The organism is Hungatella hominis, assembly GCF_014288005.1.
In the GTDB taxonomy this organism is placed as follows: Bacteria; Bacillota; Clostridia; order Lachnospirales; family Lachnospiraceae; genus Hungatella; species Hungatella effluvii.
In genome coordinates this window covers 1-14050 of record NZ_JACOPB010000007.1, presented here as the reverse complement: position 1 = coordinate 14050, position 14050 = coordinate 1, and the positions used below count along the sequence as shown (strand labels likewise).

Sequence of the window (14050 nt, the reverse complement as noted above, 5' to 3'; positions counted from 1 at the left end):
TTATGAAGTATAAAATGAGAATTTCATACCATACCATACAATTATTCTCTTGTATTTTTGTGTTGTTATGGATAAATGCTGGTAATTTTTCATTAGTTGTAGATAAAGTTCCAGCGGTAATAAAACTTGGAACTGTAGGTATGTGGTTCCTTTTTACATATTTGAGCGGAAAAGAGTTTATTGCTAGATTTATAAAAATTGGTTGGCCAATAATTATTTTTGATTTTCTTTTATTTTTTTCAAAGTTAATGGGTCATTCAGATTTTTATAATCAGTATTGTCAAATATACATTTATATAACTATTTTGACATTGTTTTATTCGTACTATTTTTTTTACGGGAAGAGACGGGATCTAGAACTTATCCTGACTATATTAGCTATAGATATTGTAATTGTTATTATAAGAACAATTGCTGCTTTACTGCAAAATCCATTGCTGGCTAGAGCGATTAGTACAAGCTATAGCGTTGCGCTTTCTGTTTTAGGTACAGAAAAACCTCGGGGGATAGGTGGTTATGGTTTATGTTATGAGTTGGTCATTTTAACGCCTTTTATTGCATATTTATTTAGCCGTGATAATAAGAAAAAAGCAATTAAGTATGCTTTCCTGGCAATGTGCGCAATTTTCTTGTTTCAAGCCCAAATTACCATGGCTGCCATTATGTTTATTGCAATTTATATAGTTTCTCAGTTTTTCTTTTCGAATCAAGGAAAATATGCTTTTTTGAAAAGAATCCTGATCGGCATATTAGCTATAGTTATAATTATATATTCAGATAATATTATATCGTTTATTATTCCATATGCAGGAAGTGAGCTGGGAAATCGTTTAGGTGAACTTCGGGCAGTAATACAGTATGGTGGATCATCAACAGGAGATTTAGCAACAAGATTTAGACTTTATAAAGAGTCGTTAGATGCGTTTGCAAGTAATCCGATTTGGGGAAGCTTCGGAAATAAACCTTTTGGGAATCACTCCACTTTATTTGACCTATTAGCAGCGTACGGTATTTTAGGAATGGTTGGTTATGCAGGATTGTTGCGTCCACAATTAAATGCCACATATGTATTTAGAAAAAAAAAGATGGCAACTGTAATTGTTATTACAATTATAAGCTATTTGATGCTCTCAATTGTAAATGTATCTGTTGGAAGTGAGATAATGGTCGCGTTTATTATTATCGCTCCGTTGGGATTACGGTTATTTGATAGGGTAAATTAATAAAATAAGACTGGAGAATTGTTATGATTTTACAAAAACTTATCTATAGCTATTACTTTTTTAGAGATGCATCGATTGTATATTTTCGTAAACTGACCAAAAGTAAAAAAAGACCAAATGGAAAGTTATTTCGTACTAGAATTTCAGACATAGAGGGAAATGATTTGGTATATAAATTATTATCATCTAATGAACCATTTGCTGTAGGTCGTATTGGTGCCTCGGAGACTTTTAATATTAACGAGTACTTTGCTGTGAAATTTGGGTATAAAAAACATATGAAAGAACGATACCGTATTCAACTCCACACACTATCTGGATTTTTTCCGCCTACAGAAGATAATGTGAAAAGGTTCTGTGATATTTTTTTGGAATCATTAAAAGAAATTGATGTGCTTCCAACATATCGGAGCTTTATGGAAGAATATATAATCCGCGAATATGCAAAGAAAGATGTGGTATTGACTGAACCCCATACTTACGAACCGTATTTTTTTGAAAATCCTTGGTCACGAGGTTTGGAGGGGAAAAAGGTTCTTGTTGTAAGCCCTTTTGCAGACTCAATAAAAGAACAATATGCGGGGAAGCAGGAACGTATTTTTAAAAATCCGGAGGTTCTTCCCAAATTTGAATTAAATGTTGTTAACGCAGTACAAACAATTGCAGGGAATAAAGACGATAGATTTGATGATTGGTTTGAAGCTCTTGACTATATGTACAATGAATGTATGAAAGTTGATTTTGACGTGGCTTTAGTTGGATGCGGGGTATATGCACTGCCTCTTTCCGCAAGGATTAAAAAAGCTGGTAAGCAGGTTATTATGATGTGTGGTTCTACGCAGTACTTATTTGGTATTAAATCTTCTAGAACAGATGCAAGGCCTTATATGAGAGAGCTCTATACAGATGCATGGATTTATCCTTCGGAAAAAGAAAAACCGAGGAATTCTTCCGCTGTAGAAGGTGGATGCTATTGGAAATGAATCAACACAAGGAGGTTTTGCAGTGTCTGAAAGAAAAACGGGAGCATTGTTATCATATATATCTACGATCTTGAACTCGGCAATTTCAATCTTTCTTACACCATTTATTTTGACTTCATTGGGGGAAGCTGAATATGGGATATATCGATCTGTTCAGGCTTTAACCGGACAGCTAGCTATGGTTTCCATAGGCATTGGTACAATCTCTGCAGTTATTGTGGCAAAGAATAATGCTCGAAATGACAGTAAGGTAAAAGAAGAGAAAGAGAACTTTTATGCGACAGCAATGAGCGTAAGCTTTGGAATATCTATGCTTATTCTGGCAGTTTCATGTATCTTGTTTATTTTTATTGGTGATATATATAAAAGTACATTGTCTTATGAACAAATAAAGCTCGTTCAGTCCATGTTCATTCTACTGGCTATAAATGTAGCATTATATCAGTTTCGAGATGTATTTGTTGGATTTGTTAATGGTCATGAAAAGTTTATTTATAGTAATGGTATAAAAGTAATTCGTTTATTACTGAGAGTTCTTTTAATTGTATTTTTATTGAAGCGAGGGTATAAGGCAATTAGTTTGGCCATAGTTGATCTTGTATTGTCAATTGTTCTTATTCTTTTAGATGTAATGTTCTGTTTTACAATATTAAAAATTCGTCCTAAATTCCATTGCTTTGATAAAGTATTATTTAAATCAATATTTACTTTTTCATTAGCTCTTTTTTTACAGACAATTGTGAATCAGATCAATCAAAACTTGGATAGTGTGATTCTTGGCGCAATGATTCAACCTGAACGCGTTGCAGTATATTCTTTAGGTTTAACAATTTATGTAGCTTTTAATTCTTTGACAAGTTCAGTTGCAAATTTGTTTACACCTGAGGCAGCTCGTTTGGTACAGAAGAATGCAGCTACATCTGATTTAATGAAATTTACAATTCGAGTTGGAAGATACCAATTTCTGTTAAGTGCTTTAGTTGTGGGTGGATTTATTTCTATTGGAAAAGAGTTTATTTTACTGTGGGTAGGAAATGGAAAAGGTGATGTGTATTATATTACTTTGATATTAATGATTCCGATGGCATTTGCATTGCTGCTATCTGGAGCCAATAGCATATTAGACGTGTACATGAAAAGATTGGGCAGGTCGATCATATTAATTTGCACAGCAGCTCTTAATCTGGTAATTAGCATAGCTCTAATTCATGTTATTGATTATTGGGGTGCTGCTATTGGAACTGCCACATCAGTAATTATTGGACAGATTATTTTTATGAGCATTCATTATGATAAAATCTTTGGGTTTGATATATTACAATTTGCCAGGTCTGTAATGAAGGGAATCTTAGTGTGTACGATTATTAGCATAATGGTTACATTTCCAATTAATTATATTATAGAAAATAATACTTTCAGATTATTGGTTAAAGGAATTGTCTACACAATATCTTATTGTATTGGTATTTATTTCTTCGGAGCAAATGAAACAGAAAAAATAATGATGCAAAAGGCAATGAAGAGGGTTATCAGAAGGTAAATTTAAGATTGGGGGAGATAGATACTATGAAAATTTTATGGGTTACAAACCAAATTATTGGACAGCTTGCAGAGCGTAAGGGAATTAAGGCTGTCACTGGACAGTGGCTTAATGCAGAGATTAATATGGAAATTAAGCAAAATGAAAACAAATTAGTAGTTTGTACCGTCGGCAGCGAAAATGTCCATTATAAAGATGCTAATGTCACCTATATTGTGCTTGGGCAAGGAAATCTTTATAACTATTATCCAGATGAAAAAAAAATAGCAGAGTGGAAGCAGGTTTTGGAAACAGAAAATCCTGATATCATTCTTATTTGGGGAACTGAATACGCTATTGGATTGTCAGTTTTATTGGCGAATCAAGGAGTAAGACCCACAGCAATATACATTCAGGGAGTAATGGCTGCGATATATGAATCCTATCGCGGTGGTTTGTCGGATAATCAGATTAGGCGGTTTACAACTATAATGGAAAGAATACGTAAGAACTCTGTTTTTGATACTGAAAAAGTTTATGAAAAGAGAGCACTTGTTGAAAAACAAATGATAGAGCTTTGTGATTACATAATTCTTGAAAATAGTTGGTCAGAGAATATTTATACACATATTAATCCAAAGGTGAAAGTTTTGTTTGCGAGGTTGCCAATAAGGGAAGAATTCTCAAATTTCAGGTGGAAAAAAGAATCTTTTCACCAGCATCAGATTGTTACTACGGCAGCAGGATATCCATTGAAAGGTATTCATCAATTGATACAGGCAGTATCAAGAATCAAAATAGAATATCCAGATGTTGTACTAATGGTTCCTGGTAACAATATGTTTGTTGTTAAAGGAATAAAAAATCGAATTCGTCAAAGCGGATATCATAAATATATAAAGACCTTAATTAAACGAAATAAGTTAATGAATAATGTTATATTTACGGGACCACTGGATTCACAAGAATATGCCCGTTTAATGATGAAGTCAGAGATTTTTATTTGTGCATCTGCTATTGAAAACCATTGCTCGTCCCTGAGAGAGGCTATGACAGTTGGCGTTCCATGTATTGCCTCGAAAGTTGGAGGAGTACCGGAATACGCAATAGATGGCTACAATTGTTTACTATATAATTATGGAGATATTGATACTCTTGTTTCGAACATAAGGGATGTTTTTGAAAGTATTGAAATAAAAAAACAATTATCAAAGCGTGGCAAGGAAGCGATGTATTATTTATACCAAACGAATCCATTGCTTTCTATGCAAAATATTTATGATTATATTTTAAAAGAAAGGAAATGCGCACCAGTTCAGCGCTGAATACTAAAGAGGTTGTATAAATGAAAATAGTTATAATAAATCATACTTTTCAGCAAGAAAGGTTTTATAAAAGATGGAAAGCGTTAGCTGAAATGCATCATGATTTAGATGTCACATTACTTACACCAAGAAAATGGGTGGATGGGAAAAGGCGTACATTAACTTATGGAAAAGAAATTGAAAGATATGGAAAAGAAATTGATGGAGAGAATTTTCACATTAAATTAATTGAAATGATTGAACATAAGATCGGAACTTGGACATCTGATGAAATGATACGTATTATTACAGAAATTCAACCGGATATAATTTATCACATTGGTGAGCATAGACAAGATTCGCTTCTTCAAATTTTAAAAAACAGGAAAAAGTATTATCCGAAAGCAAAAGTAATCGCCTTTAGCATGAGAGGACACCAACAATCATTACAACTAAAAATATCAAATAATTTCTTGAAACAGGGAAAGCATTGTGTTGGATATTTGTGGAATTATTCAAGACTTCAATATTTTAATAGAAATTGCGATGCTGTGTTTTGTCATTATCCTGAAGCAATGTCTGAATTCAGAAGAGAAGGTTACAAAAAACCAATATTTATGCAAACACAGGTAGGGGTCGATACAGACGTGTTCTATGCAAACGCTGAATCAAGGCAAAGAATTAGAAATATGTACAATATTGGCGATGCTTATTTATTTGGCAGTGCATCAAGATTTGCAGACGGAAAGGGTCTGACAGAAATCATCCAGGCGCTTCCCAAGGAAGGGAATTGGAAGTATTTGATGATAGGGTCTGGCAGATCTGATGAGGTGAAAAAGATACAGCAGCAGATTCAAAATAGAGGACTTTCAAATAAAATAATTCTGACAGGATTTATAGAAGACTGGGGCGATATGGCAGCATATTGGAATGCAATTGATTGTGCAGTTCACGTGCCATTAACAACTGCTGAATGGGAAGAAACCTTTTCTTTGTCATTGGTACAAGCTATGGCAACTCGATTACCAGTGATAGGCAGTTCTTCTGGATCAGTTCCTTATCAAATTGGAGATAATGGAATCATTGTTGAAGAAAAAGATATTCAGGCATTGCATGACAAATTCGTTTATATGATCAATAATCCGGATTATGGAAGACAAATAGGTGAAATAATGATGCGAAGGGCCGTCAATTGCTTTAGCATTAAACATTTAAATGATATATTTTACGACACGATTGTAGATATAAATCACGGAATATATGATTGGCGCAAAATAGATATGACCAAATATCGAGAGTGTGAATATATAGGATGATTTTTATGCAGGACAAGGGAGAAACTTAGCCATGCAGTATCTAATAAAATTTCCGGTGCTGCACACAGTGGGTAAAGAGGTATAGAAAAAAATGGAAAGATTGGATTTGAAAAATAAAACGGTTCTTGTCACGGGGGCTGCAGGTTTTATTGGCAGTAATTTAGTATTAGAGCTCTTGAAAAATATTTCACCGATTACAATTATTGGTGTGGACAGTATGAACGATTATTATGATGTCTCTATTAAAGAATATCGACTAGATAAAATTGAAAAGATGGTAAATCAACTTCCTGAATCAGTATGGAAGTTCATAAATGGTTCCATTGCCAATAAAAAATTAATCGAATCAATTTTTAATGAATACAAACCTTCTGTCGTAGTAAATCTCGCTGCACAGGCAGGTGTACGCTACTCTATTACAAATCCGGATGCCTATATTGAGTCCAACCTTATTGGTTTTTATAATATTTTGGAAGCCTGCCGTCATTCTTATGTTGGTGGACAAACTGGAGTGGAACATTTGGTATATGCATCTTCATCATCTGTTTATGGAAGTAATAAAAAGGTCCCTTATTCAACCGATGATAAAGTAGATAATCCGGTTTCGCTTTATGCGGCAACTAAGAAAAGCAATGAATTAATGGCTCATGCCTATTCGAAATTATATGATATTCCATCTACAGGTTTACGCTTTTTTACAGTATATGGACCTGCGGGACGCCCGGATATGGCATATTTTGGTTTTACAAATAAGCTGCGAAACGATGAGAAAATTCAAATTTTTAATTACGGAGATTGTAAACGGGACTTTACATACATAGATGATATTGTTGAAGGCGTAAAACGCGTAATGCAGATACCGCCAGAGAGAAAGTTGGGGAAAGATGGGTTACCTATTCCACCATACGCAATTTATAATATTGGAAACAATCAACCTGAGAAGTTGCTTGACTTTGTAGATATTCTTCAGCAGGAATTAATCCGATCTGGTGTATTACCCCCCAATTATGATTTCGAAGCTCATAAAGAACTCGTACCCATGCAGCCGGGAGATGTGCCAACTACATTTGCGGATACAAGTGCACTTGAAAATGATTTTGGATTTAAACCAAATACAAGTTTGCGGGAAGGACTTCGTAAATTTGCAGAGTGGTATAAAGCGTTTTATATGAGAGAGGAAATGTGAAAATGAAAATTGCAGTAGCAGGAACAGGATATGTAGGCTTATCCATAGCCACATTATTATCACAGAATCATAAGGTTGTAGCCACGGACATTGTACCGGAAAAGATTGAGTTAATCAACAATCATAAGTCGCCAATTCAGGACGAATATATCCAGAAGTATCTGGCTGAAAGGGAACTGAATATAGTGGCGACTTTGGATGCGGAAGCGGCATATAAGGAGGCGGATTTTGTTGTTATTGCAGCACCTACAAATTATGACAGCAAGAAAAATTTCTTTGATACAAGTGCGGTAGAAGCTGTCATTAAATTAGTTATTCAGTGCAATCCGGAGGCGATTATGGTAATTAAGTCCACGGTTCCGGTAGGGTTTACAGCATCAGTACGCGAAAAATATCATTGCGATAATATCATTTTTAGCCCGGAGTTTTTAAGAGAATCTAAGGCTTTGTATGATAATCTTTATCCAAGCCGCATCATTGTTGGTACCGATGTTGAAAATGCAAGATTAGTGAATGCTGCTAATATTTTCGCGGATTTACTAAAGGAAGGTGCGATAAAAGAAAATATTGATACTATAATCATGGGATTTACAGAGGCGGAAGCAGTAAAACTGTTTGCCAATACATATCTCGCTTTGAGAGTTTCTTATTTTAACGAGTTAGATACTTATGCAGAAATGAAGGGATTAAATACACGGCAGATTATTGGTGGAGTTTGTCTTGATCCACGTATAGGTTCACATTATAATAATCCATCATTTGGCTATGGTGGTTATTGCCTGCCAAAAGATACGAAACAGCTGCTTGCTAACTATGAAGATGTTCCGCAGAACATGATTTCTGCAATTGTGGAATCAAATCGTACGAGAAAAGATTATATTGCCAATAAGGTGTTAGAAATTGCAGGTACATATGAGGAGAATGATGATTACGATATTAAAAAAGAACAGGAAGTAGTTATAGGTGTATATCGGTTAACAATGAAATCTAATTCTGATAATTTCCGCCACTCATCAATTCAAGGGGTTATGAAACGACTTAAGTCAAAAGGTGCGATGGTCATAATATATGAGCCAACATTGGAAAATGGCAGTACTTTTTTTGGCAGTAAGATAATAAATGATTTGGCGAAGTTTAAAGAAATGAGCCATGCTATTATTGCAAACAGATATGATGCGAGCTTAGATGATGTACGTGATAAAGTTTATACAAGAGATATTTTTGAACGGGATTGATCGTGTGTGGAGGAAGATCTGAAATGTCTGATAATGGTCAGGTTTGGTTTACAGACAGCGATAATCCTGTAGCATATCAGTAGTATACAAGAACAGAATAAAAAAGAACGAAAGGTGATTTAATAAAATGAGTATTTTTGAAAATAAAACACTTTTAATTACTGGCGGTACCGGATCTTTTGGTAATGCCGTGCTAGACCGTTTTCTTGACACTGATATTAAGCAAATCAGAATATTCTCACGTGATGAAAAAAAACAAGATGATATGCGCCATGAGTACCAGGCAAAATATCCTGAGGTTAGCGATCGTATTAAATTTTACATAGGCGATGTCCGTGATATCAGGTCTGTTCGTAATGCCATGTACGGCGTGGATTATGTTTTTCATGCAGCAGCCCTAAAGCAGGTGCCATCTTGTGAGTTCTTTCCGGTTGAAGCAGTACGGACAAATGTTTTTGGTACGGAAAATGTTTTGACAGCAGCCATTGAAGCGGGGATCAAGAAGGTTATCTGCCTGTCTACAGATAAGGCGGCCTACCCAGTGAATGCAATGGGTACTTCTAAGGCGATGATGGAGAAAGTGATTGTCGCAAAATCAAGAACGGTGCCACCAGATGAGACAAGCATCTGCTGTACGAGATATGGCAATGTCCTTTGTTCAAGAGGTTCCGTTGTGCCGCTTTGGATTGAACAGATAAAAGCAGGCAATCCGATTACGATTACAGAGCCGTTTATGACCCGTTTTGTGATGAGCCTTGAGGAAGCCATTGAGCTTGTTATCTTTGCTTTTCAGAATGCAGATTCCGGGGATATTATGGTGCAGAAAGCGCCGGCTTGTACCATTGAAGTTTTAGCACAGGCAGTGAAGGAGTTGTTTTATTCGGAAGATGAGATTAAGGTGATTGGTATCCGCCACGGTGAGAAGATGTATGAGACACTCTTGACAAATGAGGAATGTGCCAATGCTATTGATCTGGGTAATTTCTATCGGGTACCATGTGATAAACGAGATTTGAATTATGATAAGTATTTTAAGGATGGCGATATTGAACGAAACAAGCTGACAGAGTTTAATTCTAATAATACAGACTTGTTGACTGTAGAACAGGTAAAGACAAAACTGATGGAGTTAAGCTATATTCGCGAAGAACGGTTTAAGGTTTTGGAAAACAGATAAGGATAGAAAAGAGATGAAAATATTAGTAACAGGCGCAAAGGGGATGGCAGGAACCGCTTTTGTCGACAATTTGAAAAGTATTAAAGAAAATAAGAATCATAACCGCTATAAACTGTTTATTGATGAGATTTATGAGTATGATCTGAACTCTACGGAAGAAGAACTGGAAGAATATTGCAGGAAAGCAGATTTTATCTTTAACTTTGCAGGTGTAAATCGTCCAGAGAACCCGGAAGATTTTATGAAAGGTAATTATGGATTTGCCTCTGAATTATTATCACTTTTAAAAAAATATAACAATAAGGCAACGATCATGCTGAGTTCCTCTATCCAGGCCACCCTGGCAGGAAGATTTGGCAATTCTGAGTACGGACGCTCGAAGAAGGCAGGAGAAGAGTTATTCTTTTCTTACGCAGAGGAAACTGGGGCAAAGGTGGCTGTTTACCGTTTCCCTAACTTGATGGGGCATAGCCGTCCAAATTATAATTCTGCTGTATCTACATTCTGTTGGGCAATCGCAAACGATGAAGAATTTATAGTTGATAACCGCTGTACAGAACTGGAGCTTCTCTATATTGATGATTTAGTAGAAGGGATGTTTGACCTGCTGGAAGGGAAAGAAATCCACTGTGATTTTGATGGTGTGGAGACAATTCTGGATGCCAATGGACGCTATTGTTGTGTGCCTGTAGTACATAAAGTTACTCTGGGAGAAATTGTAGATCTGTTGCAGCAGTTCAAAGAGCAGTCAAAGACACGGATGATGCTTAAAATGCCAGAAGGTTCTTTCATAAAGAAGCTGTATAGCTTATACCTGACTTATCTTCCGACGGATAAGTTTAAGTATGGGCTGAAAATGAATTGTGATGACCGCGGCAGCTTCACGGAAGTGCTGCAAACTGCAGAGTATGGGCAAGTGAGTGTCAACATCAGCAAACCAGGAATTACAAAAGGGCAGCACTGGCATAATTCTAAATGGGAATTGTTTATTGTAGTTGCTGGCCGGGGACTCATTAAGGAACGTAATATCCATACAGGTGAAATAGTGGAGTTTGAAGTTAGTGGGGATAAACTTGAAGTTGTCCAAATGATTCCGGGGTGGACGCATAATATTATTAATTTATCTGAAACAGATAATCTTGTGACAGTAATGACCTGTAATGAGGTTTTCAACCCGGAAAAGCCGGATACTTTTTTTGAACCGGTATAAAAGGGGGGGAAACAATGGGTAAAAATTCAACTATTAGAAATGATTTTTCAGATATTCAATTTAAAAACAGTGGCAAGCTGAAACTTCTTATTATTGTAGGTACCCGTCCAGAGATTATCCGTTTGGCAGCAGTGATAAATAAATGCCGGAAGTATTTCGATGTGGTGTTGGCACATACTGGGCAAAATTATGATTATAACCTCAATGGCATATTTTTTGAAAATTTAAAGATTGGTAATCCAGATGTATATATGGAGGTTGCGGGAGATGACCTAGGCGAAACAATCGGTAATATTATTAACTGTTCATATAAGCTGATGAACCAGATCAATCCGGATGCACTCCTGGTTTTGGGTGATACTAATTCCTGCCTGTCAGCCATATCGGCAAAGCGGTTGCATATTCCGATATTTCATATGGAAGCGGGAAACCGTTGCAAGGATGAGTGTCTTCCAGAGGAGACAAACCGTCGTATTGTAGACATTATTTCTGACGTAAATCTAGCTTATTCAGAACATGCCAGGAAATACCTGCACGAGTGCGGACTGCCCAAAGAGCGTGTTTATGTGACGGGATCTCCGATGGCTGAAGTATTGCGCCAAAATTTCTCAGATATAGAGAAATCAGACATTCTGGGGAAGTTGGGATTGGAGCCGCGGAAATATATCCTGTTGTCGGCACATCGAGAAGAGAATATTGATACAGAAAAGAATTTTCTGCTGCTGTTTACTGCAATTAACAAGATGGCTGAGAAGTATGATATGCCAATTCTGTATTCCTGTCATCCACGCTCGCGGAATCGTTTAATGGCATCCGGTTTTGAGCTGGATAAACGTGTAATCCAGCATGAGCCGCTTGGATTTCATGATTATAATCATTTACAGATGAATGCATTTGCGGTTGTTTCTGATTCCGGTACATTACCGGAGGAGAGCAGTTTCTTTACAAGTGTAGGACATCCTTTTCCGGCTATATGTATTCGTACATCTACAGAACGTCCGGAGGCAATGGATAAGGGCTGTTTCTTGCTGGCAGGTATTGATAAAAAATCGTTGTTGCAAGCAGTAGATATAGCAGTGCAGATGAATCTGGATGGTGATTATGGTATCCCGGTACCAGATTATGCAGATGAAAATGTCAGTGCGAAAGTAATCAAAATTATTCAGAGCTACACAGGTGTTGTTGAGAAGATGGTGTGGAGAAAAATGGAGTCATAATCTAGATTTGGTAATGCGAATTCTGAAGAATATAATAACTGGCATGGGGAATGTAGTTGCCCCCCAACTTGATTATTGTGATTGGTCCTTTTTTATATTAAAATATTAAGTTTTACAGAAGACAGATAACCACAGATAAAACCAACATACAAAGGAGAACAACTCATGTCAAAATACTTCGGCACTGACGGTTTCCGCGGCGAAGCCAACGAAACTCTGACCGCAGAACACGCATACAAAACAGGTCGTTTTATCGGCTGGTACTATGGATTAAAACGCGCGGACGGACGCGCAAAGGTTGTAATAGGCAAGGATACGAGGCGTTCCTCCTATATGTTTGAGTACGCCCTGGCTGCGGGACTTACGGCCTCGGGGGCGGACGCCTGTCTTCTCCATGTCACGACAACACCCAGCGTATCGTACGTAGTGAGAACGGAGGACTTCGACTGCGGCATCATGATTTCAGCAAGCCACAACCCGTATTATGATAATGGTATCAAATTGATCAATTACTACGGCGAAAAGATGGAGGAAGATACAATTCTGAAGGTAGAAGCGTATCTGGATGGCATTACTGGAGAGATCCCGTTTGCAAAAGGAGAAAGGATCGGCAGAACTGTCGATTACGCCATCGGGCGGAACCGCTATATCGGCTATCTGATCTCGCTGGCCACCCGCTCTTATGAAGGATTAAAGGTCGGCCTGGACTGCGCCAACGGCAGCGCATGGATGATTGCCAAGAACGTCTTTGACACATTGGGGGCGCGGACATATGTGATACATAACAATCCCGATGGCATTAATATCAATCAGGGCTGCGGTTCCACCCATATTGAGGCCCTGCAAAAGCATGTCATGGAAAACGGCCTGGATGTGGGATTTGCCTTCGATGGGGACGCCGACCGCTGCCTCTGTGTCGATGAACATGGAAATGTTGTAGATGGAGACGCAATATTATACATCTATGGCTGCTACATGAAGGAGCGGGGCAAGCTGGCAGGAAACAAGGTGGTCACCACCATAATGTCCAACTTCGGCCTCTACAAGGCGTTTGACGCAGCTGGAATCGAATATGAAAAGACCGCAGTCGGAGACAAGTACGTATATGAAAATATGGAAGCGAACGGCTACCGGCTCGGCGGGGAGCAGTCCGGCCACATTATTTTTCGGAAATATGCCGCCACAGGGGACGGAATTCTGACTGCCATAAAGATGATGGAAGTGATGCTGGAGAAGAAAATGACGCTCAGCAAACTGGCCGAACCGTTTACGGTTTATCCACAGGTATTGAAAAATATCCGTGTCAGGGACAAGGCTGCCGCCAGAAATGACGAGGCAGTTAAAAATGCGATTGCCATAGTGGAAGAGAAACTGGGCGAGGAAGGACGCATTCTGGTACGTGAAAGCGGAACAGAGCCAGTACTTCGGATCATGGTTGAGGCGGATCAGATAGAGACGTGTGACGCTTACGTGAATACGATACTGCATACCATCATTGACAGAGGGTATCAGGCAGAATAACAGAAAATACAAACCGGATCATTTTTTATTGGGGGAAATAAAGTCCAGCTAAGAAATGTCAAGAGGTGATGTGAAAAAAGTTGATATTTTTATTATCCTAAAAAAGGGTAACTTAAATAAGCCTAGCTACATGGAGATTTTAAAATTAGATGTCCAATT

The 14050-nt window shown here is 37.5% G+C and carries 11 protein-coding genes; all 11 read left to right on the top strand.

The window, feature by feature from the left end:
* Positions 1-2 precede the first annotated feature (2 nt).
* The 11 genes from H8S75_RS16155 (at position 3) to glmM (ending at position 13891) form a co-directional block, all read left to right on the top strand.
* Positions 3-1223 carry a hypothetical protein gene (locus tag H8S75_RS16155; protein WP_187022525.1) on the top strand — a complete coding sequence of 407 codons (1221 nt, stop codon included), beginning with the start codon at positions 3-5 and terminating at the stop codon, positions 1221-1223.
* A gap of 23 nt (positions 1224-1246) precedes the next feature.
* A complete protein-coding gene (locus tag H8S75_RS16150; protein WP_187022524.1) occupies positions 1247-2206 on the top strand; it encodes a hypothetical protein in 960 nt (319 codons plus the stop codon).
* 22 nt (positions 2207-2228) lie between these two features.
* Positions 2229-3746, top strand: coding sequence for an oligosaccharide flippase family protein (locus H8S75_RS16145; RefSeq protein WP_187022523.1), 1518 nt, complete (start codon positions 2229-2231; stop codon positions 3744-3746).
* A 26-nt stretch (positions 3747-3772) separates the two neighbouring features.
* Positions 3773-5050 (top strand): glycosyltransferase family 4 protein, encoded by a 1278-nt coding sequence (locus tag H8S75_RS16140; protein ID WP_187022522.1) that lies wholly within the window; start codon positions 3773-3775, stop codon positions 5048-5050.
* Between the two features lie 20 nt (positions 5051-5070).
* A complete protein-coding gene (locus H8S75_RS16135; RefSeq protein ID WP_187022521.1) occupies positions 5071-6345 on the top strand; it encodes a glycosyltransferase family 4 protein in 1275 nt (424 codons plus the stop codon).
* Positions 6346-6436: 91 nt separating this feature from the next.
* Positions 6437-7531, top strand: a complete 1095-nt coding sequence (locus H8S75_RS16130) for an NAD-dependent epimerase/dehydratase family protein (protein WP_279288686.1) — start codon at positions 6437-6439, stop codon at positions 7529-7531.
* A gap of 2 nt (positions 7532-7533) precedes the next feature.
* Positions 7534-8766 carry a nucleotide sugar dehydrogenase gene (locus H8S75_RS16125; RefSeq protein ID WP_187022520.1) on the top strand — a complete coding sequence of 411 codons (1233 nt, stop codon included), beginning with the start codon at positions 7534-7536 and terminating at the stop codon, positions 8764-8766.
* Positions 8767-8893: 127 nt separating this feature from the next.
* Positions 8894-9943, top strand: a complete 1050-nt coding sequence (locus H8S75_RS16120) for a polysaccharide biosynthesis protein (RefSeq protein ID WP_187022519.1) — start codon at positions 8894-8896, stop codon at positions 9941-9943.
* A 13-nt stretch (positions 9944-9956) separates the two neighbouring features.
* Entirely contained in the window at positions 9957-11153 is a 1197-nt protein-coding gene (locus H8S75_RS16115) for a polysaccharide biosynthesis C-terminal domain-containing protein (protein WP_187022518.1), read from the top strand.
* Between the two features lie 14 nt (positions 11154-11167).
* Positions 11168-12370, top strand: coding sequence for a non-hydrolyzing UDP-N-acetylglucosamine 2-epimerase (wecB, locus tag H8S75_RS16110; protein ID WP_187022517.1), 1203 nt, complete (start codon positions 11168-11170; stop codon positions 12368-12370).
* Between the two features lie 165 nt (positions 12371-12535).
* Complete coding sequence (gene glmM, locus H8S75_RS16105; protein WP_187022516.1) at positions 12536-13891, top strand: phosphoglucosamine mutase; 1356 nt, start codon at positions 12536-12538, stop codon at positions 13889-13891.
* Positions 13892-14050: the final 159 nt, after the last annotated feature.

Bases quoted from the DNA above. Each gene is read 5' to 3' on its own strand.
- H8S75_RS16155 (WP_187022525.1), top strand. From the start codon at position 3: ATGAAGTATAAAATGAGAATTTCATACCATACCATACAATTATTCTCT.
- H8S75_RS16150 (WP_187022524.1), top strand. From the start codon at position 1,247: ATGATTTTACAAAAACTTATCTATAGCTATTACTTTTTTAGAGATGCA.
- H8S75_RS16140 (WP_187022522.1), top strand. From the start codon at position 3,773: ATGAAAATTTTATGGGTTACAAACCAAATTATTGGACAGCTTGCAGAG.
- H8S75_RS16135 (WP_187022521.1), top strand. From the start codon at position 5,071: ATGAAAATAGTTATAATAAATCATACTTTTCAGCAAGAAAGGTTTTAT.
- H8S75_RS16130 (WP_279288686.1), top strand. From the start codon at position 6,437: ATGGAAAGATTGGATTTGAAAAATAAAACGGTTCTTGTCACGGGGGCT.
- H8S75_RS16125 (WP_187022520.1), top strand. From the start codon at position 7,534: ATGAAAATTGCAGTAGCAGGAACAGGATATGTAGGCTTATCCATAGCC.
- H8S75_RS16120 (WP_187022519.1), top strand. From the start codon at position 8,894: ATGAGTATTTTTGAAAATAAAACACTTTTAATTACTGGCGGTACCGGA.
- H8S75_RS16115 (WP_187022518.1), top strand. From the start codon at position 9,957: ATGAAAATATTAGTAACAGGCGCAAAGGGGATGGCAGGAACCGCTTTT.
- wecB (WP_187022517.1), top strand. From the start codon at position 11,168: ATGGGTAAAAATTCAACTATTAGAAATGATTTTTCAGATATTCAATTT.
- glmM (WP_187022516.1), top strand. From the start codon at position 12,536: ATGTCAAAATACTTCGGCACTGACGGTTTCCGCGGCGAAGCCAACGAA.